Below are 24563 nucleotides of genomic sequence, written 5' to 3' on the forward strand. Positions count from 1 at the left end.
CCGACCGCACGGCCCCGGCACCGCGTCGGGGCCGTCACCGTCCCGTCGGCCACCGGTACCTTCGAGCACAGGCAGTGTCGCCGACGGAAGGACCCACGCATGACCGACGCCTCCCCCTTCGATCTCAGCGGCCAAGTCGCCGTCGTCACCGGCGGCAACTCCGGGATCGGGCTCGGTTTCGCCCGCGGCCTGGCCCGCGCGGGAGCCGACGTTTGCATCGTCGGTCGCAATGGCGAACGCAACGCCACGGCCGCCGCCGAGTTGCGCGAGTTCGGCGGCCGCGTGCTTCCCCTCGTCTGCGACGTCGCCGAGGAGCAGCAGATCGTGGACACCGTCGCGCGCGCCGCCGCCGAACTCGGGCGCGTCGACTCCTGTTTCGTCAATGCCGGTGTGGCACAAGGTATGACGCCTTTCCTGGACACCGGTTTGGCGGAGTTCCGCCGCGTCACCTCGGTCAATCTGGACGGTGCCTTCGTCACCCTGCGCGAGGCCGCGAAGGTGATGGTTGCCCAGGGCACGGGCGGCAGCCTCGTCGCCACCGCCAGCCTGGCGGCCAGGCAAGGCGTGCCTCGCGGCCAGTCCTACGCCGCGAGCAAGGCAGGCATCATCGCGGTGATCAACTCGATCGCCGTCGAACTCGGCAAGCACGGCATCCGCGCCAACGCCGTGCTTCCCGGTTGGATCGATACCCCGATGACCGAGCACATCTTCGCCTGGGACCGCTTCAGGGAACGCGTTCAGCCGCGAATTCCCGTGCGGCGCTGGGGCTCGCCCGAGGACTTCGAGGCGGTCGCGGTCTATCTCGCGAGCCCGGCCAGCGCCTACCACACCGGCGACACCCTGCTGATCGACGGCGGCTACAGCATGTTCTGACAGACGGCGCCGCGCCCGGAGCCGGGACCGGCGGCGGCGTTCCGGGCCCGTCGGCAATACCGCCGACGGGCCCGGGTGCTCGATCAGCCGATCACATCGGCGATGCGGTCGACCTGTCCGGGATCGGAGCCGTAGCAGTAGAGCATCACCTCGTCGGCGCCCAGGTCGGCGAATTGCCTTATGGCCGCGCGGATCTCGTCGGGAGTGGCGCGTAGACCCGCGACCATGTTGTCGGCCCAGCCGCTGAACTCGTAGTAGGCGCCGATCGCCGTGCGGGCTTCGTCGACGACTGACTGCGGGCCGAGGGCGACGTTGACCTGCGCGACGAGCCGCGGGTCGCCGTCGCGTCCGTGGTCGTGCCAGGACTTGCGGACGGAGTCGAACAACCCGCCCGCCCAGTTCGGCGGGACCGCGGAAAGGAAACCGTCGCCCCAGCGCGCGACGCGTTCCAGGGCGGCGGGCTTGAAGCCGCCGAACAGGATCGGCGGACCTCCCGGCCGCACCGGAGCCGGGCCGATCGGACCGCACTCCGCGCCGAACGGCTCTCCCGACCACAGGCCGCGCAGGTGCGCGAGTTGTTCGTTCATCCGACGGCCGCGGGTGCGCAGTTCGACGCCGGTGGCGAGATGGTCGTCGGCGCGTCCGCCGACGCCGAGCCCGAGCACCAGCCTGCCGCCGGACATACGGTCCAGTGTCGCAACCTGTTTGGCGAGCAGCGCGGTATCCCGCAGCGGGGCCAGCAGCACCTCGGTCTGTACCTTGACGCGGCTGGTCGCTCCGGCGATGACCGACAGCGCGACCAACGGTTCGGGATTGTCGTAGACGAGGCGGTCGAGCAAGCCGAGCGTCGAGAACGGCCCCGCGTCGGCACGCCGCGCCCAATCGAGCAGAAGAACGGGGTCGGAGATCGGCAATCCGAGTCCGATATGCATGGGATTCCTCCAGAAAAATGGGTGGGCAAATAGCACCGCCCACTCCATCGCCTGGATCATCGAGGCGTGGTCTCCCGTTCTGCGGCTGTACTTCTTGGGAGCACCAATCGGATTGCGACCACTATAGATTCACCGGATCTTTGCGCACAAACGGGCGTACCTACTTCATGTATTTCAGCAGGCCGAGGTTCGGCTCGAGCGCGCCGTCCTGGCCGAGCGCCACGAAGTCCGCCTCCACGGCCGAGAGCGCGAGTTTCCCCGCGCGCACGGCGCGGTAGCGCACGAACGACCAGAGGAAGACATCGAGGTTGTCGAAGCGGGTGCCGCCCTCGAGCACCTCCTCTTCGTGAAACCACACGGCCACTTGACCATTGGTGAGCACGACGTACAGATTGCCGCCGCCGTCCGCGCCGATCGAGTAGACGTCGTCGTCGGTGAGCTCGGTGCTGTAGTCCGAATCGAGGAGCCCACAATCGTTTCCGCTGAAGTCGAAACCGTAGGACCAAGAGAAGATGTCCAAGAACTGCGGCAAGCGGCCCGAGCGCACCCGGCGGTCGAGCGCAGCCAGCGCCGCGGCGTCCGTGGGCGCGAGGCGCGCGAGAAACCTTGCCACCGGCGGGGTTTCCTCCGGCACCTGGACGGGAGTCGCATCGGGAAACCACCGCGCCAGGTCGGCGTCGAGGTCACGATCGGTGTAGCCGACGAGGTCGGCGAGGGTAAGCGTCACGCGGGGATTGTAGAAGCGGCTTCGGACATCTTTCGACAGCTCAGGGACAGCCGGTGGCCAGGGGTTCGCCGCGCAGCGCGCTGTCGATCAACTCTTGAAAGGCGCCGTCGATCGGTTCGTCGGCGTGCGTCACCCGGCGGCCCGGGCAGAACGATTGCACGCTCGCGTTCGTCGCGCCGGGCAGCGGTTCGCGTTCCTCGCCCGCGTCCTCGGAGAACAGGTGGTAGGCGGGGAGGTCGGGGGGAATCGCCGGTGCGGCGTTGAGCGCGGTGAGGAACGGTGAACCAGGGGTCAGGTCGCGGCAGCCCGGGTAGAACGGTGCGCACAGCACCGCGAGAGCCACGCCGTTTTCCGGCGTGCCGAAGTCGAGGTAGATGCCCACCGCCGCGCGCCCATCGAGAAACTTCACGTAGTGACGCTGGGCCAGACCACCCATCGAGTGGCCGACGAGATCCACTCGCGCCGAACCCGTTTCGCGACGAATCTCAGCGACCTTGTCCGCGACGGCGCGCGCCGAGTCGACCAGCGGCGCGGTCGCGGCGGGCGTGCCCGGCAGCACCATCGCGTACGCGGTGTAGCCGCGCGAGCCCAACCAGGCCCGCAGGGTCTCGAGCTTGCCGACGTTCGCGTCGAACCCGCCGATCACCAGGACCGGGTTCCGCGCGGCACCGGGCACCGGCTCGGCGGCGGCGGGTCCGCCCACAACGCCGAGACCGAGCGCGACCGAAACCAGACAGACGAGCAGCCTTCGCGCGGTGTCCATCGACCTGCTTCCTCGAGGGGCGGGGTGCCCTGGGGACAGTAATGGACGCACGCCGCCGTCACCGCGAGTCACCGCGTGTCTGCCGCTTGCAGGCTTGTCCGCTGTCGCGGTCCGACCGCGGCGCCGGGCCGCGGCCGAGCCGCTGGACCCCATCGAGCGTCTACTGCTCGGCGATCTGCTGGGCGGTCGCGTACGCGAGGTGCAGGAAGTCGGCACCGGCGAGTACGGCCAGGGATTCACCGATCATTCGGGTCGCGCGCGGCGCGAAGACGTGGCCGACGGTGAAGCCCGTCACCACCCAGACGTCCAAGCAGAACGGGCACGTCAGCAGCTGACCGATGCCGCGCGCGACGCCGTCCTCGGCTTTGGGGCGCTCCATCACCTCGCCGGGGCCGCCGTTGCCGGCCGGGCGCGTGAACGGGGCCCGAAGCGGTGCGACGACAGCGTCTTTGGTGACGGTTCGGGAGAGCTTGTGGGCCGCGAACGCGGTCGTCACCAGGTCCTGCACACTCATGGCCTCCGGAAGTCTCCGGTGGGTGAGCCTGCCGAGGATCGCCACCGCGATCACGGTGAGCGCGTACATCACCAGGCTCGCGAGGTAACCACTCCTCGATCGGTTGCCCTCCGTCATGAACGCACCCGCAGGTCGGCGGATTCGCCCCGCCTCCGTCGATGGACGGCGCCGCTGGGACGCACCCGCGCGGCACCTCGGCCGTGGTCGGCGCGAGTCGGGAGCGATCGTGGCGCCAGCGGAAGGAACCTGCGGGCCGCGGGAGAAGTGCTCGACGACGCGGGCGAGTTCGGACAGCCCGACGATGCGCTGGCCGGGTAGCGGAGGGCGGCGCGACTCATGTCTAGCCGACACCCAGGGCGGTGAGCAGGACCAAGACGACCGTGGTGACGGCCAGTACCCCGTGCGCGGCCACGATCGGGACCGGGAAGTGCCGTTCCGGCGGAGCGGAGTCGATGACCTCGGCCGCGGCGGCGGTGCGGGAGCGATAGACCGGCAGCCAGCGCAACAGCATGGCGAATCCGAGGGCGGCGACGGGCACCAACAGGGCGAACGCGATCCAGGCCAGCGCCGTCGAGTCCACTACCAGGTAGATGATCCAGACGACGAGGCCAGCCGCGGCTAGCAGGAAGTGACCGAAAACGACCGGCGGCGGCAGATGGCTGGCGGTTGGCTGTCGCGCGCCGCCCTTGGCGATCCAGGTGCCGAGCAGGACCGCGCCGCCGCCTGCGGTCAACAGCCAGGTGATCAGTGCTGCGATACCCATGATGTGCTCCTCGAGGTGAGTCGGGAAGGGATGTCGACTTGGGAATCGGGCATTCGGTCGGGCAACGACCTCCAGGGTGCTGATCCGCCCTGGAGGCCGACTTTTCCAGTGATCACATCATCATCGGCATGCCGGGAAGCATGTTGAGCAGACCCATGAACATGTCCATCATCCGCTCGCACATACCGGGCATCGCGATCACCTCCTCGGGTCTCGCGAATCGCTGATCAGTTGCCGCCTACCCACGATCGCCGCGAATATGCGGACGCGACGGCGCCGAGCCATCGACCCGGGTTCGACCGGGATTTCCCGCGGTCAGCTGATTGATGGGATGTTTGGCTCCACGTCGCGGGACTCGAAAGGTGCGACGGCTCCGCTCCGAGCCGATGGAGCTAGTGCGGGGCCAGTGGAGCTGGTGCGGGGTGATCGAACAGGTACGCCGCGGCCATTTCGCTGGCCTCTTGCAGGCGGGTGGCGGCGTTGGGGGTGCGTTCGAAGACCCAGACGCCTTGGAGGAAGACCAGCAGGAAACGGCCCAGCGCACGTGGATCGCGGTCGGCGGCCAGTTCGCCCTGCGCATGGGCGCGCGTGAACGCCGAAGTGAACGTATCTTCCCAGCTTGCCCAACCCGATTCGATCAGCGCGGCGATTTCGGGGTCTCGGTCGGCGAGTTCGACGGCGGTATTGGACACCAGGCAGCCCAGGTAGCGGTGTTCGTCGCGGGCTTCGGCGACGAAGTGAGCGATGAGCGCTCGAAGGGCGGGTACGGCCGGGCCCGGACGCGAGAGCGCGCCGGTGAGCCGCTCGTCGGCGAGTTGCAAGTAGCGTTGCAGCGCCTTGATGAACAGTGAGCGCTTGCAGCCGAAGGCAGCGTAGATACTGGCCTTGCCTATGCCGAGATGCTCGACCAGATCGGACATCGAGGTCGCTTCGAACCCGCGCTGCCAGAACAGATCCATGGCGAGGTCCAAGACGACGTCTGGGTCGAATTCCTTGGTGCGCGCCATGTTTCGAAATTCCTCCCTATTGCGACCAAGCGGCCGAATATGTGCGCCTCGGCCGTCACGCCCAACCGCTGCCCCGTAAAACTACAGAACAGGTGCTCGAGACATGAATCCGCCGTCGCCATCACGGCCGGGCCGCCGACCGGTTCGGCGATGACGCGACCGGCTACCGCTGTCGGACATCGCGGTGGGCTGGTCGCACCGTTCTCGAAGGGTCGACGACGGCTGGCGCTCAGACCCTCGGACCACCGCCACCGTAGCCCTCCCATCCACCACCCGCCGGACCACCGCCGCCGGGACCGCCCGGCCCCGGCGGGTGCGGGCCGCCGTAGCCCGGGCCCGCCCCCGGCCCACCCGGTGCGCGACGACGGTTGGACCGGCGGGTCACCAACACGACGATCAGCGGAATACCGATCACCACCAGCGCGACCGCGCCGAGGATGGCGAACCAGATCAGATACCGGACGAGTTGCAGGTATCTGTCCGAATCGGGCGGCGGCTCCGGAGTGGGGTTGCCGACTTGCGCCAGAACGTCGATGGCGGTCGCGAGAATCATTGTGGTGCTACCGATCTGCTCAGCGGGAGTCCTCGACGAATCGTACGGTGTCCAGGAGCGTCGCGAATGCCCTTCGGCCGCAAGCACTCAGGGGCCAGGAAGGATTCAGGAGAGGAACGGCTTGGCCCAGTCGGTGAACCGCTCCCCCAGCTCCGCTTGCGCCGCTGCGAGTACGGCTGCCGGGTCCTCCGCCGGGGGCAGGCCGAAGTTCTCGTCGAGCCACGCCACGAACTCGTCGTGGCAGTCGCGGTGCGCCTCGTCCTCCTCGCGATAGAAGTACACCTCTTTCCAGTCGACTCGGATCTCCGAGTCGAAGCCGAGGAGCTGGAACAACTCCCGCACGTGGCGAGCGACGACGTGCTGACCGCCCTCGTCTCCGAAGACGACTACCGGCAGCGTCGCCAGATCGGCCCGGTCGTCGAGGCGCCACAGCGCGTAGAACGAACCGGAACCGTTGGCCTGCGCGAACGGAATCAGCCGGTCGGTGAACTCCGGATCTTTCGACCAGCCCGCCACCAGGCCCGAGATGTCACCGAAGTCCGTGAGACCGAACCCGTCGGCGTAATTCTCGTAACCGAGCCTGTCCTGCAATTCCATCAGCAGGTTGAGCTCCTCGACAGGTGAGTACGGGCTGTTCAATGCGTTCTCCAAGCGGGCACGTCGGGCAATCTCGTTGTGGCTCGCCGGGTTTCGATGCCGGTGGATCGTCCGCGGGCCATGCCGCAGGATCCTAATCCTCACCCACGTCGACCAGTTCCTCGACATCGCCGACCTGGCTCACCTCGCGGCCAAGGTCCGCGAAACAGCGGAATTCGATCGGCATTCGGGCCGGCCGAAGGCGGAGAAGATCCCGCTCGGCACCGCTCTAGACGGCGCCGACATGGTCGGCAAGCTCACCCAACATCTTGGAGCTGTTAGGGATGCGGGGCGAGGTCCTGGCCTGGGAGCCGCCGCCGCTGCTGTCGTTCACCTGGGGTGACAGATCCGAGGTGACGTTCACGCTGGAGCAGGTGGGTGAACAGGTCCACCTCGCCCGGCTCGAGGCGGAGTACGCCGAGCGTATTCCGGAGTAGCGGTCCGCTCAGTCGGCGGTCAGGGCGGCGGCGCGGGCGTACAGGTAGCGCTGGGTGGGGAGGCTGGTGGTCTGCCGGGCCGCGCGCAGATAGGACTCGCGCGCGGCCGCGTCGTCGCCGAGCAGTTCCAGCAGGTGGGCGCGCACGGCGGGCACCCGATGGTCGGCGCGCAGGCGCTTGTCGGCGGCGAGCTCGTCCAGCAGCCGCAGACCGGCTCGCGGTCCGACCGCCATGGCGACCGCGACGGCATGGTTCAGCGCGATGATCGGATTGTCGACCAGCCGCAGCAGCCGCTCGTAGAGCAGCGTGATCTGCGGCCAGTCGGTCTCGGCGTAGGTCGAGGCCTGCCGTCGACGGGCCACTTGGTCGCCGCCGCGAGCATGGCCTCCTGCACGGCGTCCTCGGCGGTGTCGAAGTGACCGTAGTACTCGGACCGAGGTCCGCGACACTGTCGACGCGGAGCCGATCGTGTGACTCGTGCGGTTGCGGGTATGGCGGGGGCATGTCCGGACGAAGCTTCGAAGGACGCGGCCGGTGAAGGTTGTCGTCACCGGGGCCAGCGGCAATGTGGGGACCGCGTTGCTGCGGGCGCTGTGCGCCGAGGACTGGGAGATCGTCGGTGTCGTTCGCCGACCGCCCGCGGAGCGCGGACCGTACGCGCGGGCCCGCTGGGTGCGGTGCGATATCGGTGCGCCGGAGGCCGTCGGGGTGCTGCGCGAGGCGTTCGAGGACGCGGACGCGGTGGTGCATCTGGCGTGGGCGATCCATCCACGTAGCGGGGAGCCGCTGATGGAGCGGACGAATCTGGCCGGTAGCGCGAATGTGCTACGGGCCGTTGCGGACTGCGGCGTGCGGCATCTGACGTGCGCGTCCTCGGTCGCGGCGTACGCGCCCGCGCCGCGCTGGCAGCGGGTCGACGAGGCGTGGCCGTCGAGCGGGGTTCCCGGCAGCGCCTACAGCCGGGGCAAAGCGGTGCTCGAAGCGCTGCTCGACGGTTTCGCGGTGGAGCACCCCGGCGTGCGGGTCGCGCGGATCCGGCCGTGCGGCGTGACGCAGGCCGACGCGGCCGCCGAACTCGCCGACTGGGCGTTGAGTCCCTGGCTGCCGCGCACCCTGATCGGTCACCGCTGGCTACCGATCCCGCTGTGGAAGGACCTGCGGTTGCAGCTCGTACACAGCGAAGACGTCGCCGCGGCACTCCGGCTGATCCTGACCCGGCAGGCGAGCGGCCCGTACAACCTGGCCGCCGAGCCGGTGCTGACAACCGCCGAACTGGCCGCCACCTTCGGCGGATTTCGCCTTCCGGTGCCGCTGCCCGCGCTGACCGCCGCGGCGTGGGCGAGCTGGCGACTCGGCGTACAGCCGCTGCATCCGGGCTGGCTCGAGCTCGCCGACAGGGCGTGCCTGATCGACACGGCCAAGGCGCGCCGGGAACTCGGCTGGGCACCGCGTCACCCGGCCGATGCGGTCGCGGCCGAACTCGCCGAGGGACTTCGCACGCGCCGAACCGGAGACAGCCCGCCGCTCGCGCCCGCTCGCGCGCGATCCCGACTCGGGCACCCCACCCATCAGACCCAGGCGTTCCCCTCCCCCGCTCCCGCACACAGCCGGAAGACCGCTCGGACGCGACCACCCCGTTCGGTGACGAACAGGGCGTAGCCGTTTCCGAACAGCGACGCGCACTCCAACCCGAGGTCTGAGCATTTCCAACCCGCAGGTGGAAGATCTTCCGCGCGGTCTGCGAGAAGAGTTGGTGGTGTCATTCCGGGACGCCTTCCGGGTGTCCCGAAAAGCGCTCAGTTGAAGGAAAGATCATGAAATCAACCAAAATGCGCGCAGCCGTCGCAGCGGTAGCGATCGCACCTATGATCGCCCTCGGCTCAGGCGTTGCGACCTCGGCCCCGGCCGTCGAACCCCCTGTGCCCGTTCAGGTGGCGCCCGCCTCCGACCAAGTTCCCGCTGAGGTCGAGCCGGCTCTGCTGTGGTGGAACCCATTCCTGTGGTGGGTCTGCTTCGTACCGCCGATCTTCCCGTTCGGTACGGGCATCTGCCTCGCATGACGTAATCGCAACGCGACAATGCCGAAAACGCCGCGCGTCACACACTCCTGTGGTGTGGTGACTTGTAGCAGTAGTGCTCGAGGAGGTGCCAACGTCAATAGCGCCGCACGGGAGCATCGCGGCCCCAGCGATGGGATGGACTATGTTCAGGAAACTCGCAGTGGCCGTCTTCGCACTCGCGGCAGGCGTGCTGCCGGCCGGGGCGCAAGCAGGCATCGCGCATGCCGCGGCGCCGGCGGTGCTCGGCGGCGGCTCCGGCATCGTCGTCGGCGACCAGGGCGTCTGCACGCTCACCACGATCGGGCACGACGCCGCGGGTCGGCTGGTCGGTCTCACCGCGGGTCACTGCGATGCGGCGGGTACCTCGATCACCGCCGAGGCCAACCGTGACGCCGGCGTAGTCGGCACCTTCGCCTTCACGAACGCGGATATGGACTACGCCGTCATCGAGTTCGATCCGGACCGCGTCGTCCCCGTGAATCGCGTGGGAAATACGACGATCACCGCGGTGGGCGGGCCGGTGCGGTTCCCGGAAATCGCCTGTAAGCAGGGCTACACCACGGGCCAGACCTGCGGTCTGGCCTACGGCGACGTGTTCGAGACCAACAACTGGGCTTGGACCCAGATCTGCGTCCTGCCCGGCGACTCCGGCGGGCCGATCGTGGTCGGGACAACGCTGGTCGGCATGGTCAACGGCTACCTGTACGTGCCGTGCCTCGGACCGCAGCTGGGCGGCAACATGGCCGCCATCATCGCCGATATCGACGCACGCGGTGGCGTCGGCGCGGGTTTCGACCCGATCTGAGGTCCACCGCGCCGAAAGGAGTCGCCGCTGCGCACGCGGCGCCGGTACTCCGCAGCCCTACCGATCGTGATAGTCGATCACGCCACTCTCGATGGCACGTTCGACCAGGAACACCCGTTTCTGATTCGGCGGCAGGGCTTCGACGTCGAATATCTTGAACAGCGCTCGCATATGGGTTTTCACCGTGGCGACACTGAGACACAAATCCTGGGCGATCTGACAGTTCGACGCGGGGTAGGTGAACGCGGTCTCGGAATCATATGGGCGACACAGCGCCGCCAGGATCGAATACTGGGCCTCGGTCAGTGCATTCCGGGTCGGCAGCCGCATCTGGACGACCGTTTTCCCGTCGTCGGACGGTTGGCCGTCAGTGAAGACGAACACCGATTTCCCGAGGCGCACCGAATCGCCGGACTCGAGCTTCCGAAATCCGCCGACGCGCTCGCCGTTGACGAAAGTCCCGTTCATCGACAGGCCGTTGTCGATCACGACCCAGCAGCCGCCCACTCGCTCGATGATGGCGTGCAGGCGCGAAACCGTCGCGTCGGCCGCCACGATGATGTCCGCGGCGTCCGACCGCCCGATCGTCATCCGGGTCGCGCCGTGATCGAGTGGAATCTCACGCCAGCCCCCGTGCCGGTCCCGGTGGGACAGCGTGGCACAACCGGCCGGCTGTCGCCGCGCACGCTCGTATGCTGCCGAGTACGATCCGTTACCCAGCGCTTTTTGTCCCTGTGGCGTGGACATGATGCGTAGTTCCCGTTCCGAAGTACGTCATGACTACGAGCACCCGACCCATAACACAGAATGCGCTCTTTCACGGCTGAATGCACGCGGCGAGCTACTCGCGTGCGGCAACCCGGGGGCTATTTCCTGCCCGAGGCTCGATTTCTACTCGTCCGCCGGACCACCGGTGTGACAACGTGCCGGCGTGCCGAACTCACGGACGGAAGACCGCTCGGACACAGCCGTCCCGCTTGTTCTTGAACAGGTCGTATCCGGTCACCGCATCCTCGAGCGGCATGTCGTGGGTGATGAGATATGTCGGGTCGAGTTCTCCGCGCTGAACGTAGTCGAGCAATCGCGGCACGTACCGCTGCCCGTGCTGCTGCGCGGTGCGGATGGTCAGGTTCTTGTTGGTCACGGCGCCCATCGGGAACTTGTCGGTGAGGCCGTAGACGCCGAGCACGGCGACGGTCCCGCCCTTGCGGCAGGCGAGGATCGCCTCGCGCAGCGGCGTCGCGCGATCGGTCTCCATGCGCAGCAGTTGTTTGGCGCGGTCGTAGATCTGTTGCAGACCCGTGCCGTGGCCTTCCATCCCGACGGCGTCGATGCAGGCGTCCGGTCCTCGCCCGCCGGTGCCTTCGCGCAGCGCGTCGAGCACGCTGCCCACCGCCGTGTAGTCGATGGTCTCCGCGCCGATGTTCTCGCGCGCCAGGGTGAGCCGTTCGGGGAGCCGATCGATGACGATGACGCGCTCCGCACCGAGCAGCCGGGCGCTGTGCGCGGCCATCAGCCCGACGCCGCCGCTCCCCCAGACCGCGACCGTGTCGCCGGGCGAGATGTCGCAGAAGTCGGCGCCCATGAACCCGGTCGGCACCGCGTCGGACAGGAACAGCGCCTGCTCGTCGGTCACCCCGAAGGGGACGGTGAAACAGTTGACGTCGGCGAACGGCACCCGGATGTACTGCGCGTGCGAGCCCTGATAGCCGCCGAACGGGTGGGTGTACCCGTAGATGCCGCCGGTCGGATAGCCGAAGATCGGCTGTTGCAGCTCGGCGTTCGGGTTCGTCGTGTCGCACAGCGAGTAGAGGTCGTTGTCGCAGTACCAGCACGAGCCGCAGCCGATGAAGGACGGTACGACGACCCGCTCGCCGACCGAACGCGCGACGACCTCCTTGCCGACCTCCACGATCTCGCCCATGAACTCGTGACCGAACACATCGCCTTCGCGCATGCCCGGCAGGTAGCCGTCGATGAAGTGCAGGTCCGAACCGCAGGTGGTGGTCAACCGGACTCGCACGATGGCGTCGTGCGGATTGACCAGCCTCGGCTCGTCGACGGTCTCCACCGCCAGGTCGTCGACGCCGTTCCAGCAGAGTGCGCGCATGTCGTCTCCTCGGTCAGCGAGCGCTGGGGTTGTGTTCGAGGGTGGGCAGCTCACCGGTTTGCAGCAGTGCGCGCGCACGGTAGAGCGCCTTGAACGCCGCGGGTCCGATCAGGAAACCGGGGACCGGCGCCGACGCGCGCATCGTCACCTCGGTGCCCAGGCCGTGCGGCGCGTCGGCGAAGAACAAGCCGATCTCGGGTCCACGCTCGCGAGCGGAGCCGTCGGGGGCGGCGCCGACGAAACGCAGGCCATCCGCCTCGGTCACCAGTGTGGTCTGCCAGGTCAGCGCCTCGTCGTCACCGCGCAGCAGCGTCCATTCGTAGGCGGCGGGGCCGGTCGCGCGGACGTCGCCGAGATCGCCGAGCACCCGGGACAGGTTGTCCGCGTCGCGCCAGAACCGTTCGACCTCAACCCGCGACCGGGAGATCGTCACCGTCCGGCTGGGTCCGGTCCGGCTGGCGGATTCGAGGAATTTCTCGACGAGTTCGGTCAGTTGCCCTTTGGCCGTGTCGACGTAGTGCATGGGACGTCCCTTCGAGCGGTCTGCGGGTCGAGAGCCGGAATCCCCGGTGCGCTTCCCCGACCGCCTACCCGACGAGTCCCCGGGCAAACACAGCACGTCACCGGTCCCGCGGCCGATGCGGACCGCCCCCTCACGGCGGTCCGCCGCCCGCACCCGACGCGCGAGGTTCGGTTGACAGTCAAACTAGACGACTGTCCAACTTTGCGCGAGGGTTCCGCTCACCACTAGCGAAATCCTTGTCGGTCACCGTGCCGCGCCGCTTGGATTGCCGGGTTCAGAAAAGGCGGGACGGCGACGACGCGCTGCCCCGCCACCTTGCGACGAGCATTCGGGAGCACGAGTGAAATTCCATCGGGTACTGGCGATCCCGGTCCTGGTAGCCACCGCGGCCCTCACCCTGACGGCGTGCGGCACCGACGACGCGTCCTCCGGGACAGTGGTGCGCATCGGCACCACCGACCGGGATCAGGTCTGGGACGTCTTCGAGCGCAAGGCGAAAGACCAGGGCATCACCCTGCGGATCACCAACTTCTCCGACTACCAGCAGCCGAATCTCGCGCTCGCGCAGGGGCAGATCGATGTCAACCTGTTTCAGCACCTGCAGTTCCTCGGCCAGTACAACGTGTCCAACAACGACACGCTGACCCCGATCGGCTCCACCTACATCGTGCCGCTCGGTCTGTACTCGAAGAAGCACCGATCGCTGGCCGACATCCCGCAGGGCGGCCAGATCGCCATCCCGAACGACCCGACCAATCAGGCCAGGGCGCTGTTCGTGCTGCAGGCCGCCGGACTGCTGAAGCTGTCCGGCGACAGCCGCCAGCCCTCCCCCGCCGACATCGACAAGGCCGCGTCCAAGGTCACCGTGACGCCGGTCGACGCGGCGCAGACGGCGCTGTCGCTGGCCTCGACGGACGGCTCGGTCATCAACAACACCTTCCTGGAGCGCTCCGGCATCGACCCGAATTCGGCGCTGTACAAGGACGATCCGAGGAATCCGGCGGCCGAGCCGTACATCAATGTCGTCGTCACCAGGGCCGAGGACAAAGACAACCCGCTCTACAAGCAGGTGGTCGACGTCTGGAAGGACCCGGAAGTGCAAGCGGCGCACGCGGAGTCGACCAAGAACACCGCGGTCGAGGTGACCCGCCCCGCACCGGAGCTGGAACAGATCCTGCAGCGGGTGCAGCAGACCATCCGCGACGGCAAGTGAGTTCGGCGACCGAGCCGGACGAGCGCGCGGCCGCAGTCGAATTCCGCGGCGTCACCAAGGTTTTCGGTAAGGGCGCCGACCGCCATGTCGCACTCGACGGCATAGATCTGCGGATCGAGCGCGGCGAGATCTTCGGCGTCATCGGCTATTCCGGCGCGGGCAAGAGCACGCTGGTGCGCCTGATCAACGCGCTGGAGAAGCCGACGAGCGGCACCGTCCTGGTCTCCGGCACACCGATCACCGATGTACCGGAGTCCCAGGTCCGGTGGATCCGCCGCGATATCGGCATGGTGTTCCAGCAGTTCAACCTGTTCCGCTCGCGCACGGTCGCGGGCAACGTCGAGTACCCGCTGAAGATCGCCGGGTGGCGGCGGGCCGAGCGCAAGGCGCGCGTCGCCGAACTGCTCGAGTTCGTCGGCCTCTCGGAGAAGGCGCGCAGCTATCCGGACCAGCTCTCGGGCGGGCAGAAGCAGCGGGTCGGCATCGCGCGGGCGTTGGCGACTTCGCCCGCGCTGCTGCTGGCCGACGAGGCCACCTCGGCGCTGGACCCGCAGACCACCGGCGAGGTGCTGCGCCTGCTGAAGAAGGTCAATCGCGAACTCGGCGTCACCATCGTGGTGATCACCCACGAGATGAATGTCATCCGCGCGGTGGCCGACCGGGTCGCGGTGCTCGCCGAGGGCCGGATCGTCGAATTGGCCGAGACCTTCGATGTTTTCGCGGCGCCGCGAGCCACGCCTACCAAGTCGTTCGTAGGCACCGTGCTGCACAACCGGCCCGATTCCGGCGAACTGGCCCGGCTGCGCGAACGCCACGGCGGCACCCTGGTCACCGTCGACGTCGACGACGAGCGCGGCCTCGGCGCGGCACTGACCGGCGCGGCGCACGCCGACGTGCGGTTCGAGGTCGTGTACGGCGGGGTGAGCACGCTGCAGGACAAGACCTTCGGCAGCGTCACGCTGGCCCTGCACGGGCCGGACGACGCGGTGGCGAAGGTGATCGACGAACTGGAACGGAGGTGAGCGGACCGTGCACACGGATTGGGAGCGCCTGCGGCCGGTGCTGACCGAGGCGATCGGCACCACCGTCTACCTCGTGCTGATCACTTTCGTGGTGGGCGGGCTGATCGGGCTCTTTCTCGGCACCGCCCTGTACACCACGCGCAAGGGCGGGCTGCTGGCCAACGCGCCGGTCAACGTGTTGCTCAACGTGGTGGTCAACATCGTGCGGCCGATCCCGTTCATCATCCTCCTCGCCGCGCTGGGGCCGGTGACGCTGGAGGTGGTCGGCACCACGATCGGCACCGAGGCGGCCGCCTTCGTGATGATCGTGGCGGCCTCGTTCGGGATCGCCCGGATCGTGGAACAGAACCTGGTCACCGTCGATCCCGGCGTGATCGAGGCGGCGCGGGCGGTCGGGGCGGGACCATTGCGGATCATTCTGACGCTGCTCGTCCCGGAGGCGCTCGGTCCGCTGATTCTCGGCTACACCTTCGTGGTGATCGCGATCGTCGACATGTCCGCGATGGCGGGCATCGTGGGCGGCGGCGGGCTCGGCGATTTCGCCCTGGTGTACGGGTACCAGCGCTTCGACTGGCAGGTCACCCTGGTCGCCACCCTGATCATCATCGCGGGCGTGCAGGGCATCCAGTTCCTCGGCAACTGGCTGGCGCGCAAGGTGCTGCGCAGGTAACCGGTCAGAGGGCCTGGATGTACCAGTCGAGCGGGCCGACGCCGGGTTCGTCGCTGCTGCGCAGGTAGTGGAACCTGGCCCGGCGGGCCACGCCGACCGAGGCGGCGTGCGTGGGATCGATCCGCAGCACCACCTCGTCGGCCAGACCTGTGCTGGCCAGGTACCGGCAACCGAGGATGACCGCCCTGGTGGCCAGACGGCGGCCGCGCCAGGCCGGGTAGATGTCGAACCACAGGTCGGCCTGGCCCGCCGCCAAGTAGATCCGATCGGTCCGGATATCCAGGGTGCCGACGAGGGCCGCCCCGTTCTCCGCCGTGATCGCGAACATCCGCTCGGGTCCCTCCGCGGCCCAGTCCGCCACGCACTTCTCGAAGTGGGCCGTCACGCTCTCGAGCGTGCCGGGACCGCCGTCGAGCCCGCGGACCCGCTCGGGCTCCGCGGCGGCCAGATGCGCCTCGGCATCGGCCACCGTGATCGGTCGCAGCGCGATCACGCCGTCGGATAGCTGCACCACTCCATAATCGTCAACAAGATCACGATTCGGCAACCGACATCCCGGAGATTTCGCCACAAAGCGGGCAGCGGACCTCAGCCGACGTTGGATGTGCAGGCGGAGAGCACCGTGCTCGCCGGGCGCGGCGAGGCACTGCCGAGGTCCGGGAACGGCGGCGCGCTGAGGCCGAGAACCTGGATCGCCGCGCGCTCGGCGCCGCTCTTGGTGTGGTCCCAGGCCCAGCCGACGCGACCGTCGGCGCCCTGCGCCACCGCGCCGCAGGCGTTGCGGAAGTGCACGACGACCTGGCAGTCGCGGGCGCCGCACTCATCGATCGCGTTGGCGTCGGCCGCGGCGAGGCTGTTGTAGTTCACCGCGTAGGACACCGCACCGGTGCTGCGCGAAATGGCCATGGCACCGTAGAGATCACCGATCCGGGTCTCCCACGGCTCGGCCTGCTCGGCAGCGGCGGGCCCCGCACCGGCGACCACCGCGCCCGCGGCGATCGCGCCCACGAAGATACTGCGCGACAACGACATTGAATTTCCTCCCCGTTTCAGAAACGATTCGGGTCAGATCATTGTCCACGAATTCGTAAATGTCCAAATTTGCCGCGGGAACGCGATCGTGGCGCGCTCGGCTACGAATTGTTCCCTCGCTGTGAGTATTTCATTTCGAGAACGTCCCGCGCCGCGCGAGCGATGTGAACCGCTCTCAGCCGACATTCTTCGTGCAGGCCGACACCGCAACCTGCGCGGCCCGCGGGGACGCGCTGCCGAGATCGGGGAAGGGCGGCGCGCTCTCGCCGAGCGAGGTCACCGCGATCCGCTCGGCCTCCTCGCGGGAACCCGCGGCGGCCCAGCCGAACCGGCCGTCTGCGCCGCGGGCGATGGCGCCGCAGCCGTCGACGACGTTCAGCACCAGGTCGCAGTCGTAGACGTTGCACTCGCGGATGGCCGCGGCGTCGGCCTGCACGCGGCTGGGATGGTCCATCGCGGCAACCACCCGGCCGGTGCTCGGCGAGAACGCCAGCGTTCCGTAGAGCTTGGGCGCCGCCTCGGCCGCACCGGCGGCGACGACCCCGAGGGCGGCGGTGGAGGACACGGCGACGGCAAGAGCCGACTTGCGCAGCACAGACAACAGGATCTCCCCGTTTCAGAAGCGATAACGGGGAGATCCTTGCCGAGCGTGCCCGGTTTGTCCAGATATTCAGCGGACCGCGAACGTCAACGGCCCCAGCAGATCTGGACGTCGGGGACGATCACGGGCGAATCAGCGCGCGTTCGCCGTGCAGACGACCTCGACGATCCGCACGCCGCTCAGATTGGCGGAGCCGACGTTGGCCAGAAACGCCGTCGGAGTGACCTCCGCGATCTTCTGGTAGCCGGCGCGCTCGGCATCCGCCCTGGTCGCGCCGGTCGCCACGACGGCGGCGTCGTTGCTCTCCATCAGCACACCGCAGCCGTTCGCCCACGAGGCAGCCACCTCGCAACCGTCCGTGCCGCAGTCGGCGATCGCCGCGGCGTCGGCGTCGGCGGTGCTCGCCGCGTTGACACTCAACCCGTACACCAACGTGTTGGGGTTCACCGCGATCGCCGCGTGCAAGCTCGCCGCGTTCGCGGAACCGGCACCCAGCACCGACCCCACCGCAAGGCTGCTCACCGCGACGGCGAAGCCGACCTTACCCATCAATCTCATCGATTTATCTTCCTGTTCGGATCGGCCCCGGAGTCGGAGCCCCCGCAATCATTGCCGACGGCATGGAAGTTCGAAAGTCGACCCTTCTCGGGGCTAGAAACGAATCGGGCCCGGATCATCGCGATCCGGGCCCGATATCGAAGAGCGTTATACGGTGAAACCGAGGGCGCGCAGTTGTTCGCGGCCGTCCTCGGTGATCTTGTCCGGCCCCCACGGCGGCATCCAGACCCAGTTGATCTCGAGATCCTCGACCAGACCACTGCGCACCAGGGCGTTGCGGGACTGGTCCTCGATGACATCGGTGAGCGGGCACGCCGCCGAGGTCAGCGTCATGTCCAGCTTGGCGACCTCGTTCTCGACCTTGATGCCGTAGACCAGGCCGAGATCGACGACGTTGATGCCCAGCTCAGGGTCGACGACGTCGCGCATGGCCTCCTCGATGTCCTCGAGGTGCTTGATCTCCTCGGCCGAGAGTTCGACCTGCTCGGCCGTTTCTGTCGTCGGCGTCGACTCACTCATGACGTTCCCCATTCTTCGGCAGGGCGCTGCCCATCGTGCGCTTGGTCTCTTCCGCGGAGGTTATCCGGACCACGGCGTCCTTGAACGCCATCCAGCCCAGCAGTGCGCATTTGACCCGCGCCGGGTACTTGGACACACCGGCCAGCGCGATGCCGTCGCCGATCATGTCCTCGTCGCCCTCGACCGTGCCGCGGCTGGAGATCATCTCGTTGTAGGCGTCGACGACCTTCAGCGCCTGCTGCACCGGCAACCCGATGACCTGATCGGTGAGGATCGAGGTGGCGGCTTGGCTGATCGAACAGCCCTGGCCGTCGTAGGAGACGTCGGCGACATCGCCGTTGTCGTCCAGCTGGACGCGCAGGGTCACCTCGTCACCGCAGGTCGGGTTCACGTGGTGCACCTCGGCGCCGTACGGTTCCCGCAGCCCGCGGTGGTGCGGGTGCTTGTAGTGGTCCAGGATCACTTCCTGGTACATCTGCTCCATGCGCATGTCTTATGCAACTCCGAAGAAGCTCTGAGCCTTCCGCACCGCGGCGACCAACGCGTCGACCTCGTCGAGCGTGTTGTAGACCGCGAACGAGGCCCGGGCGGTGGCCGGAATGCCCATCCTGCGCATCAGCGGCCAGGCACAGTGGTGGCCGACCCGGATCGCGACGCCTTCGTCGTCCAGAATCTGTCCGACGTCGTGAGCGTGGATGCCGTCGACGACGAACGACACCGCGCCGCCGCGATCCACATTCTCGGTCGGGCCGACGATGCGCACGCCGTCGATCGCGCCGAGACCCTCGAGGGTGGCGCCGACCAGCATGTGCTCATGGGCCGCAACGGCTTCCATGCCGATCTCGTCGAGATACCGCACCGCCGCGCCCAATCCGACCACCTGCGAGGTCATCGGCACGCCCGCCTCGAACCGCTGCGGCGGCGGGGCGTAGGTGCTTGCCTCCATGGTGACCGTCTCGATCATCGAGCCACCGGTGATGAACGGCGGGGTCTCCGCGAGCAACGCGCGACGGCCGTAGAGGACGCCGACACCGGACGGGCCGAGCATCTTGTGCCCGGAGAACGCGGCGAAGTCGACGCCGAGTTCGCGGAAGTTCACCGGCATGTGCGGCACCGACTGGCAGGCGTCCAGCACCACCAGAGCGCCGACTTCCTTTGCCCGGCGCACCATCTCGGCCACGTCGGCGACCGCGCCCGTGACGTTCGACTGGTGCGTGAACGCGACGACCTTGGTGGCGGGCGACAATTCGAGCGAATCGAGGTCGATCCGGCCGTCCGCGGTGATGCCGTACCACTTCAGTGTCGCGCCGGTGCGCCGCGCGAGTTCCTGCCACGGAACGAGATTCGCGTGATGCTCCAGCTCGGTGATGACGATCTCGTCGCCGGGCCCGACGTGGTACGGGAACCGGTCGTCGGCGAACGAGTAGGTCACCAGGTTCAGCGATTCGGTCGCGTTCTTGGTGAACACGATCTCGTCGGCGTCGACGCCGACGAACCGGCCGATGTCGGCCCTGGCGCCCTCGTAGGCGTCGGTCGCCTCCTCGGCCAGCTGGTGCGCGCCGCGGTGCACCGCCGAGTTGCTCTCGGTCAGGAATCGCCGTTCCGCGTCGAGCACCGCGAGGGGCCGCTGCGAGGTCGCGCCGGAGTCCAGGTACACCAACGGTTTCCCGTCCCGAACCGTGCGGCTCAGGATCGGGAAGTCGGCCCGGATGCGGGCGACGTCGAGGGTGCGGACCGTAGCGGTCATGTCAGGCTCCAGCGGTAGCAGCGGTCGTGAAGCGGACGTAGCCGTTGGCGTCGAGTTCCTCGGCCAGCTCGGGGCCGCCCTCGGCGACGATGCGACCGCCGACGAAGACGTGCACGAACTGCGGCTGGATGTAGCGCAGGATGCGGGTGTAGTGCGTGATCAGCAGGACGCCGCCGTCCTCGCGCTCCTTGTAGCGGTTGACACCCTCGGAGACGATGCGCAGCGCGTCGACGTCCAGGCCGGAGTCGGTCTCGTCCAGGATGGCGATCTTCGGCTTGAGCAGGCCGAGCTGCAGGATCTCGTGGCGCTTCTTCTCACCGCCGGAGAAGCCCTCGTTCACGCTGCGGTCGGCGAAGGCGGCGTCGATCTCGAGCTCGTTCATCGACTCCTTCACCTCCTTGACCCAGGTGCGCAGCTTAGGAGCCTCGCCGCGGACCGCGGTGGCGGCGGTGCGCAGGAAGTTCGACATCGAGACGCCGGGCACCTCGACCGGGTACTGCATGGCCAGGAACAGGCCCGCACGCGCGCGCTCGTCGACCGACATCTCGAGCACGTCCTCGCCGTCGAGGGTGATCGAGCCGGAGGTCACCGTGTACTTCGGATGGCCGGCGATCGCGTAGGACAGGGTCGACTTACCGGAGCCGTTGGGGCCCATGATCGCGTGCGTCTCGCCCGACTTCACGGTCAGGTTCACGCCCTTGAGGATCTTGATGGGCTCGCCGGTCTCGTCGGGGTTGGCGACCTCGACGTGCAGGTCCTTGATTTCCAGGGTGGTCATGGAGTTCCTTTGCGGGGTAAGAGTTTCGGTGATCAGACGCCGATCGCGGCGAGCTCGGCCTCGATGGCCGTCTCGAGCCGCTCCCGGACCTCGTGGACCGCGATCTTCTGGATGATCTCGTGGAAGAAGCCGCGCACCACCAGGCGGCGGGCGGCGTCCTCGGGGATGCCGCGGGCGCGCAGGTAGAACAGCTGCTCGTCGTCGAAACGGCCGGTGGCCGAGGCGTGTCCGGCGCCCAGGATCTCGCCGGTCTCGATCTCGAGGTTCGGCACCGAGTCGGCGCGCGCGCCGTCGGTGAGCACCAGGTTGCGATTCACCTCGAAGGTGTCGGTGCCCTCGGCGGCCGCGCGGATCAGCACGTCGCCGACCCAGACCGTGCGGGCGTCGCCCTTGGGTACGTGCGCGGAGCTTGCGGAGCGCCCATCGAACCCAGCCGGGTCGCCTTGCAGCGCACCCTTGTACAGCACCCTCGACTTGCAGTTGGGCACCGCGTGATCGACGAGCAGGCGCTGCTCGAAATGCTGTCCCGCGTCGGCGAAGTAGAGGCCGAGCAGTTCGGCGTCGCCGCCGGGGCCGTCGTACTTGACGGTGCCGGTGAGGCGAACCAGGTCGCCGCCCAGGGTCACCGCGGTGTGCCGCAGGGTGGCGTCGCGGCCCAGCATGGCGTGGTGGGCGGTGGTGTGCACGGCGTCGTCGGCCCAGTCCTGGACCGCGACGACGACCAGCTTGGCGCTGTCGCCGAGCACGAATTCCACGTTCTCCGCGTAGGTTCCGCTGCCACGCTGGTCGATGACGACGGTGGCGACGGCGAAGTTCCCGAGCCGGATCTGCAAGTGACCGTAGGCGGTCTTGTCCTCGCCAGGGCCGGTGATGGTGATGGTGACCGGTTCGGCCACTTCGACTTCCGAGCCGACCGACACGATGGTGGCCTGCTCGAAACCGGAGTACGCCTGCGCCGCGACGCGATCCGCGGGCACACCGGCCTGGCCGAGGCGCGCGTCGGTGCGGTCCACCGTCTCCACGGTGACGCCCTCGGCCGGCGCGACCTCGACCTGCGCCTTGCCGTCCCGGGTCGCGGTGCCGTCGTGCAGGCCGCGCAGGCGGCGCAGCGGGGTGAACCGCCACGCCTCGTCCTTGGCGTGCGGAACCTCGAAGGCGTTCACGTCGAACGACGTGAAAACCTCGCCTTTATTGATCGCCGGGGTACGAGCCTCAGCGGCTTCGGCAACGTTCTCGACGGCCATCAGCCGACGGCTCCTTCCATCTGCAGTTCGATCAGGCGGTTGAGTTCCAGCGCGTACTCCATCGGGAGTTCCTTGGCGATCGGCTCGACGAAGCCGCGCACCACCATCGCCATCGCCTCGTCCTCGGTGAGGCCGCGGCTCATCAGGTAGAACAGCTGGTCCTCGGAGACCTTCGAGACGGTCGCCTCGTGGCCCATGGTCACGTCGTCCTCGCGGATGTCGACGTAGGGGTAGGTGTCCGAGCGGCTGATCGTGTCGACCAGCAGCGCGTCGCACTTCACGGTCGACTTCGAGCCGTGCGCGCCCTTGTTGACCTGGACGAGGCCGCGGTAGGACGCCCGGCCACCGCCGCGCGCCACCGACTTCGACACGATGGTCGAGGAGGTGTGCGGCGCCAGGTGCAGCATCTTCGCGCCGGTGTCCTGGTGCTGGCCCTCGCCCGCGAACGCGACCGAGAGGACTTCGCCCTTGGCGTACTCGCCGGTCATCCAGACCGCCGGGTACTTCATGGTGACCTTGGAGCCGATGTTGCCGTCGATCCACTCCATGGTCGCGCCCGCCTCGGCCTTGGCGCGCTTGGTGACCAGGTTGTAGACGTTGTTCGACCAGTTCTGGATGGTGGTGTAGCGGCAGCGGCCGCCCTTCTTCACGATGATCTCGACGACCGCGGAGTGCAGCGAGTCGGACTTGTAGATCGGCGCGGTGCAGCCCTCGACGTAGTGCACGTAGGCGCCCTCGTCGACGATGATCAGGGTCCGCTCGAACTGGCCCATGTTCTCGGTGTTGATGCGGAAGTAGGCCTGCAGCGGGATGTCGACGTGCACGCCCGGCGGCACGTAGATGAACGAGCCACCCGACCACACGGCGGTGTTCAGCGCGGAGAACTTGTTGTCACCGGCGGGGATCACCGAGCCGAAGTACTCCTGGAAGATCTCCGGGTGCTCGCGCAGACCGGTGTCGGTGTCCAGGAAGATCACGCCCTGGGCCTCCAGGTCCTCGCGGATCTGGTGGTAGACGACCTCGGACTCGTACTGCGCGGCGACACCGGCGACCAGCCGCTGCTTCTCCGCCTCCGGGATGCCGAGCTTGTCGTAGGTGTTCTTGATGTCCTCGGGCAGGTCTTCCCAGCTCTCGGCCTGCTTCTCGGTCGAGCGCACGAAGTACTTGATGTTGTCGAAGTCGATGCCGTCGAGGTTGGAGCCCCAGTTCGGCATGGGCTTGCGGTCGAAGATACGCAGCGCCTTGAGCCGCTGCTCGAGCATCCACGGCTCTTCGTTCTTCTTGGCCGAGATGTCGCGGACGACAGCCTCGGACAGGCCTCGTTGCGCGCTGGCACCGGCCACATCCGAATCGGCCCAGCCGTAACCGTATTTGCCCAGCGAAGCGATGGTCTCTTCCTGAGTGAGCGGTTGCACCTGGTCGGTGGTCGTCGTCATTCGGCACTCCTTCCGGAGTCGTTCGTTCGTACCGTCGCGGGCTGTGCGGCGGCTGGTTGTGCGTCTTGGGAATTGGTAATCGGTAATACGAGCAGCGGAACGTGCGTGGTGCACGCGCAGTCGCCGTTGGCGATCGTCGCGAGCCGTTGCACATGGGTGCCGAGCAGATCGCGGAACGCCTCGAGTTCGGCCTCGCACAGTTGCGGGAATTCCTCGGCGACGTGCGCGACCGGGCAGTGATGCTGGCAGATCTGCACGCCCGCGCCCACTTTGCGGGTGGACGCGGCGAACCCGGCGTCGGTGAACGCCTCGGCGATCTCCTCGGCCTTGGCCTCGGTGGTCTCCGGGGTGTGCTCCCCGACGGGTTCGATCCCGGCCACGATAGTGCGTGCCCGTTTACGCGCGAACTCGGTGATGGCCTGGTCGCCGCCGATCTCGCCGAGCTGGCGGATCGCCGCGCCCGCGAGGTCGTCGTAGGCGTGCCCGAGCTTGCCGCGACCCGCAGCGGTCAGCTGATACTGCTTGGCCGGACGGCCGCGCCCCTTCTGCTGCCACGGCGTGGACCGGCTGGCCCTGGCCTGCCCCGAATCGATGAGGGCGTCCAGGTGGCGGCGCACGCCCGCCGGGGCGAGCCCCAGCCGGTTGCCGATCGCCGTCGCGGTGATCGGCCCCTCCTCCAGCAGCAGCTGGACGATGGCGGCACGGGTGTGATGCCCCTCGGCCCCGACCGTGGCGACGGCAGCGGACGGCGCGGCACCGGTCTTGCGACCGGACCTCTCGTCGTTCTTCCGCAAACCCACGGTTTTCACAACATCAGTGTGGCGGAATTCGTTCCCGAAATCTAATAAGGGTGCCCTGAGTAGAACAGGGCTCGACCTGCGTGACCGGGGCGGTGGCAGCGCCCGTTCCTTCGGGCAACAAGGGCGCGATTCAGCAAACCGGACAACCGCCCCTCCGCCTCCACACGGTTCGCGCGGCTCCAACCTGGAGCTTTCCGCTGCGACCCGCGTCCGCCCCCTTCCGTCCCGGGCCGAGTCCCG

31 protein-coding genes are annotated in these 24563 nt (G+C 68.1%); 8 read left to right on the forward strand and 23 right to left on the reverse strand.

Annotated features, from left to right (window positions below; translation table 11 throughout):
• Positions 1-99: 99 nt before the first annotated feature.
• A complete protein-coding gene (locus T333_RS23920) occupies positions 100-873 on the forward strand; it encodes an SDR family NAD(P)-dependent oxidoreductase (RefSeq protein ID WP_496425905.1) in 774 nt (257 codons plus the stop codon).
• An 83-nt stretch (positions 874-956) separates the two neighbouring features.
• Here T333_RS23920 and T333_RS23925 read toward each other — a convergent pair whose 3' ends face one another.
• The 8 genes from T333_RS23925 to T333_RS23960 form a co-directional block, all read right to left on the reverse strand.
• Positions 957-1805 carry an LLM class flavin-dependent oxidoreductase gene (locus tag T333_RS23925; protein WP_496425906.1) on the reverse strand — a complete coding sequence of 283 codons (849 nt, stop codon included), beginning with the start codon at positions 1803-1805 and terminating at the stop codon, positions 957-959.
• Between the two features lie 160 nt (positions 1806-1965).
• Entirely contained in the window at positions 1966-2532 is a 567-nt protein-coding gene (locus T333_RS23930) for a hypothetical protein (protein ID WP_496425907.1), read from the reverse strand.
• A 40-nt stretch (positions 2533-2572) separates the two neighbouring features.
• Positions 2573-3295, reverse strand: coding sequence for an esterase/lipase family protein (locus T333_RS23935; RefSeq protein WP_496425908.1), 723 nt, complete (start codon positions 3293-3295; stop codon positions 2573-2575).
• Between the two features lie 160 nt (positions 3296-3455).
• A complete protein-coding gene (locus T333_RS23940) occupies positions 3456-3926 on the reverse strand; it encodes a DUF1360 domain-containing protein (RefSeq protein WP_357248493.1) in 471 nt (156 codons plus the stop codon).
• A 223-nt stretch (positions 3927-4149) separates the two neighbouring features.
• On the reverse strand, positions 4150-4572 hold the full coding sequence (locus tag T333_RS23945) for a hypothetical protein (protein WP_355002307.1): 423 nt from the start codon (positions 4570-4572) through the stop codon (positions 4150-4152).
• 392 nt (positions 4573-4964) lie between these two features.
• Positions 4965-5579: a TetR/AcrR family transcriptional regulator gene (locus T333_RS23950; protein ID WP_355002306.1), complete on the reverse strand. Its 615-nt coding sequence runs from the start codon at positions 5577-5579 to the stop codon at positions 4965-4967.
• A gap of 229 nt (positions 5580-5808) precedes the next feature.
• Positions 5809-6132 carry a hypothetical protein gene (locus tag T333_RS23955; protein ID WP_496425909.1) on the reverse strand — a complete coding sequence of 108 codons (324 nt, stop codon included), beginning with the start codon at positions 6130-6132 and terminating at the stop codon, positions 5809-5811.
• Between the two features lie 105 nt (positions 6133-6237).
• On the reverse strand, positions 6238-6783 hold the full coding sequence (locus T333_RS23960; protein ID WP_496425910.1) for a hypothetical protein: 546 nt from the start codon (positions 6781-6783) through the stop codon (positions 6238-6240).
• A gap of 269 nt (positions 6784-7052) precedes the next feature.
• Between T333_RS23960 and T333_RS23965 the strand changes: the two genes are divergently transcribed.
• Positions 7053-7205, forward strand: coding sequence for a hypothetical protein (locus T333_RS23965; protein WP_496425911.1), 153 nt, complete (start codon positions 7053-7055; stop codon positions 7203-7205).
• 8 nt (positions 7206-7213) lie between these two features.
• Here the strand turns inward: T333_RS23965 and T333_RS23970 are convergent, their stop codons facing one another.
• Positions 7214-7567, reverse strand: coding sequence for a hypothetical protein (locus tag T333_RS23970; protein WP_496425912.1), 354 nt, complete (start codon positions 7565-7567; stop codon positions 7214-7216).
• A gap of 172 nt (positions 7568-7739) precedes the next feature.
• On the opposite strand from T333_RS23970, the gene T333_RS23975 reads away from it, so the two are divergent.
• From T333_RS23975 to T333_RS23985, 3 genes are all read left to right on the forward strand, one after another.
• A complete protein-coding gene (locus T333_RS23975; RefSeq protein ID WP_496425913.1) occupies positions 7740-8864 on the forward strand; it encodes an NAD-dependent epimerase/dehydratase family protein in 1125 nt (374 codons plus the stop codon).
• Positions 8865-9019: 155 nt separating this feature from the next.
• Positions 9020-9265 carry a hypothetical protein gene (locus tag T333_RS23980; protein ID WP_355002300.1) on the forward strand — a complete coding sequence of 82 codons (246 nt, stop codon included), beginning with the start codon at positions 9020-9022 and terminating at the stop codon, positions 9263-9265.
• 142 nt (positions 9266-9407) lie between these two features.
• Positions 9408-10070, forward strand: coding sequence for a S1 family peptidase (locus tag T333_RS23985; RefSeq protein WP_496425914.1), 663 nt, complete (start codon positions 9408-9410; stop codon positions 10068-10070).
• Positions 10071-10127: 57 nt separating this feature from the next.
• Here the strand turns inward: T333_RS23985 and T333_RS23990 are convergent, their stop codons facing one another.
• From T333_RS23990 to T333_RS24000, 3 genes are all read right to left on the reverse strand, one after another.
• A complete protein-coding gene (locus tag T333_RS23990; RefSeq protein ID WP_496425915.1) occupies positions 10128-10817 on the reverse strand; it encodes an FHA domain-containing protein in 690 nt (229 codons plus the stop codon).
• Between the two features lie 193 nt (positions 10818-11010).
• The gene (locus T333_RS23995; protein WP_355002297.1) at positions 11011-12180 is read right to left on the reverse strand and encodes a zinc-dependent alcohol dehydrogenase; all 1170 of its coding nucleotides are present in this window, start codon (positions 12178-12180) and stop codon (positions 11011-11013) included.
• A 13-nt stretch (positions 12181-12193) separates the two neighbouring features.
• On the reverse strand, positions 12194-12703 hold the full coding sequence (locus tag T333_RS24000) for a hypothetical protein (protein ID WP_496425916.1): 510 nt from the start codon (positions 12701-12703) through the stop codon (positions 12194-12196).
• Positions 12704-13043: 340 nt separating this feature from the next.
• On the opposite strand from T333_RS24000, the gene T333_RS24005 reads away from it, so the two are divergent.
• Genes T333_RS24005 through T333_RS24015 form a run of 3 tightly spaced genes read left to right on the forward strand, consistent with a single transcriptional unit; the run spans position 13044 to position 15608 of the window.
• On the forward strand, positions 13044-13916 hold the full coding sequence (locus T333_RS24005; RefSeq protein ID WP_496425917.1) for a MetQ/NlpA family ABC transporter substrate-binding protein: 873 nt from the start codon (positions 13044-13046) through the stop codon (positions 13914-13916).
• Complete coding sequence (locus T333_RS24010) at positions 13913-14938, forward strand: methionine ABC transporter ATP-binding protein (protein ID WP_496425918.1); 1026 nt, start codon at positions 13913-13915, stop codon at positions 14936-14938. The genes T333_RS24005 and T333_RS24010 overlap by 4 nt, the downstream gene beginning before the upstream one ends.
• 7 nt (positions 14939-14945) lie before the next feature.
• Positions 14946-15608: a methionine ABC transporter permease gene (locus T333_RS24015; RefSeq protein ID WP_496425919.1), complete on the forward strand. Its 663-nt coding sequence runs from the start codon at positions 14946-14948 to the stop codon at positions 15606-15608.
• Between the two features lie 4 nt (positions 15609-15612).
• Here the strand turns inward: T333_RS24015 and T333_RS24020 are convergent, their stop codons facing one another.
• The 11 genes from T333_RS24020 to T333_RS24070 all read right to left on the reverse strand — a co-directional run bounded on the left by T333_RS24020 (position 15613) and on the right by T333_RS24070 (position 24332).
• On the reverse strand, positions 15613-16122 hold the full coding sequence (locus T333_RS24020; protein ID WP_355002293.1) for a GNAT family N-acetyltransferase: 510 nt from the start codon (positions 16120-16122) through the stop codon (positions 15613-15615).
• Between the two features lie 74 nt (positions 16123-16196).
• Positions 16197-16640, reverse strand: a complete 444-nt coding sequence (locus tag T333_RS24025) for a DUF4189 domain-containing protein (RefSeq protein ID WP_355002292.1) — start codon at positions 16638-16640, stop codon at positions 16197-16199.
• Between the two features lie 175 nt (positions 16641-16815).
• Entirely contained in the window at positions 16816-17235 is a 420-nt protein-coding gene (locus tag T333_RS24030) for a DUF4189 domain-containing protein (RefSeq protein WP_496426123.1), read from the reverse strand.
• Between the two features lie 138 nt (positions 17236-17373).
• Complete coding sequence (locus T333_RS24035; protein WP_357248466.1) at positions 17374-17799, reverse strand: DUF4189 domain-containing protein; 426 nt, start codon at positions 17797-17799, stop codon at positions 17374-17376.
• A gap of 147 nt (positions 17800-17946) precedes the next feature.
• Positions 17947-18318 carry a metal-sulfur cluster assembly factor gene (locus tag T333_RS24040; protein WP_355002290.1) on the reverse strand — a complete coding sequence of 124 codons (372 nt, stop codon included), beginning with the start codon at positions 18316-18318 and terminating at the stop codon, positions 17947-17949.
• Positions 18311-18808 carry a Fe-S cluster assembly sulfur transfer protein SufU gene (gene sufU / locus T333_RS24045; protein ID WP_357248463.1) on the reverse strand — a complete coding sequence of 166 codons (498 nt, stop codon included), beginning with the start codon at positions 18806-18808 and terminating at the stop codon, positions 18311-18313. Before sufU ends, T333_RS24040 begins: the two co-directional genes overlap by 8 nt.
• A gap of 3 nt (positions 18809-18811) precedes the next feature.
• Positions 18812-20065, reverse strand: coding sequence for a cysteine desulfurase (locus T333_RS24050; RefSeq protein ID WP_355002288.1), 1254 nt, complete (start codon positions 20063-20065; stop codon positions 18812-18814).
• 1 nt (position 20066) lies between these two features.
• Complete coding sequence (sufC, locus tag T333_RS24055) at positions 20067-20843, reverse strand: Fe-S cluster assembly ATPase SufC (RefSeq protein WP_355002287.1); 777 nt, start codon at positions 20841-20843, stop codon at positions 20067-20069.
• Between the two features lie 32 nt (positions 20844-20875).
• Complete coding sequence (sufD, locus tag T333_RS24060) at positions 20876-22087, reverse strand: Fe-S cluster assembly protein SufD (protein WP_357248458.1); 1212 nt, start codon at positions 22085-22087, stop codon at positions 20876-20878.
• Positions 22087-23523, reverse strand: a complete 1437-nt coding sequence (sufB, locus tag T333_RS24065; RefSeq protein ID WP_357248455.1) for a Fe-S cluster assembly protein SufB — start codon at positions 23521-23523, stop codon at positions 22087-22089. Before sufB ends, sufD begins: the two co-directional genes overlap by 1 nt.
• Positions 23520-24332: a helix-turn-helix transcriptional regulator gene (locus T333_RS24070; protein ID WP_496425920.1), complete on the reverse strand. Its 813-nt coding sequence runs from the start codon at positions 24330-24332 to the stop codon at positions 23520-23522. The genes sufB and T333_RS24070 overlap by 4 nt, the downstream gene beginning before the upstream one ends.
• Between the last annotated feature and the right edge of the window lie 231 nt (positions 24333-24563).

Source organism: Nocardia sp. CNS-044 (assembly GCF_059570515.1).

Coding starts and splice junctions, on each gene's coding strand:
- T333_RS23990 (WP_496425915.1), bottom strand. CDS start 10,817: ATGTCCACGCCACAGGGACAAAAAGCGCTGGGTAACGGATCGTACTCG.
- T333_RS24035 (WP_357248466.1), bottom strand. CDS start 17,799: ATGAGATTGATGGGTAAGGTCGGCTTCGCCGTCGCGGTGAGCAGCCTT.
- T333_RS24025 (WP_355002292.1), bottom strand. CDS start 16,640: ATGTCGTTGTCGCGCAGTATCTTCGTGGGCGCGATCGCCGCGGGCGCG.
- T333_RS23940 (WP_357248493.1), bottom strand. CDS start 3,926: ATGACGGAGGGCAACCGATCGAGGAGTGGTTACCTCGCGAGCCTGGTG.
- T333_RS23950 (WP_355002306.1), bottom strand. CDS start 5,579: ATGGCGCGCACCAAGGAATTCGACCCAGACGTCGTCTTGGACCTCGCC.
- sufD (WP_357248458.1), bottom strand. CDS start 22,087: ATGGCCGTCGAGAACGTTGCCGAAGCCGCTGAGGCTCGTACCCCGGCG.
- sufB (WP_357248455.1), bottom strand. CDS start 23,523: ATGACGACGACCACCGACCAGGTGCAACCGCTCACTCAGGAAGAGACC.
- T333_RS23925 (WP_496425906.1), bottom strand. CDS start 1,805: ATGCATATCGGACTCGGATTGCCGATCTCCGACCCCGTTCTTCTGCTC.
- T333_RS24040 (WP_355002290.1), bottom strand. CDS start 18,318: ATGAGTGAGTCGACGCCGACGACAGAAACGGCCGAGCAGGTCGAACTC.
- T333_RS24000 (WP_496425916.1), bottom strand. CDS start 12,703: ATGCACTACGTCGACACGGCCAAAGGGCAACTGACCGAACTCGTCGAG.
- T333_RS23920 (WP_496425905.1), top strand. CDS start 100: ATGACCGACGCCTCCCCCTTCGATCTCAGCGGCCAAGTCGCCGTCGTC.
- T333_RS23935 (WP_496425908.1), bottom strand. CDS start 3,295: ATGGACACCGCGCGAAGGCTGCTCGTCTGTCTGGTTTCGGTCGCGCTC.
- T333_RS23965 (WP_496425911.1), top strand. CDS start 7,053: ATGCGGGGCGAGGTCCTGGCCTGGGAGCCGCCGCCGCTGCTGTCGTTC.
- T333_RS23945 (WP_355002307.1), bottom strand. CDS start 4,572: ATGGGTATCGCAGCACTGATCACCTGGCTGTTGACCGCAGGCGGCGGC.
- T333_RS23985 (WP_496425914.1), top strand. CDS start 9,408: ATGTTCAGGAAACTCGCAGTGGCCGTCTTCGCACTCGCGGCAGGCGTG.
- sufC (WP_355002287.1), bottom strand. CDS start 20,843: ATGACCACCCTGGAAATCAAGGACCTGCACGTCGAGGTCGCCAACCCC.
- T333_RS23995 (WP_355002297.1), bottom strand. CDS start 12,180: ATGCGCGCACTCTGCTGGAACGGCGTCGACGACCTGGCGGTGGAGACC.
- sufU (WP_357248463.1), bottom strand. CDS start 18,808: ATGCGCATGGAGCAGATGTACCAGGAAGTGATCCTGGACCACTACAAG.
- T333_RS24050 (WP_355002288.1), bottom strand. CDS start 20,065: ATGACCGCTACGGTCCGCACCCTCGACGTCGCCCGCATCCGGGCCGAC.
- T333_RS23980 (WP_355002300.1), top strand. CDS start 9,020: ATGAAATCAACCAAAATGCGCGCAGCCGTCGCAGCGGTAGCGATCGCA.
- T333_RS23955 (WP_496425909.1), bottom strand. CDS start 6,132: ATGATTCTCGCGACCGCCATCGACGTTCTGGCGCAAGTCGGCAACCCC.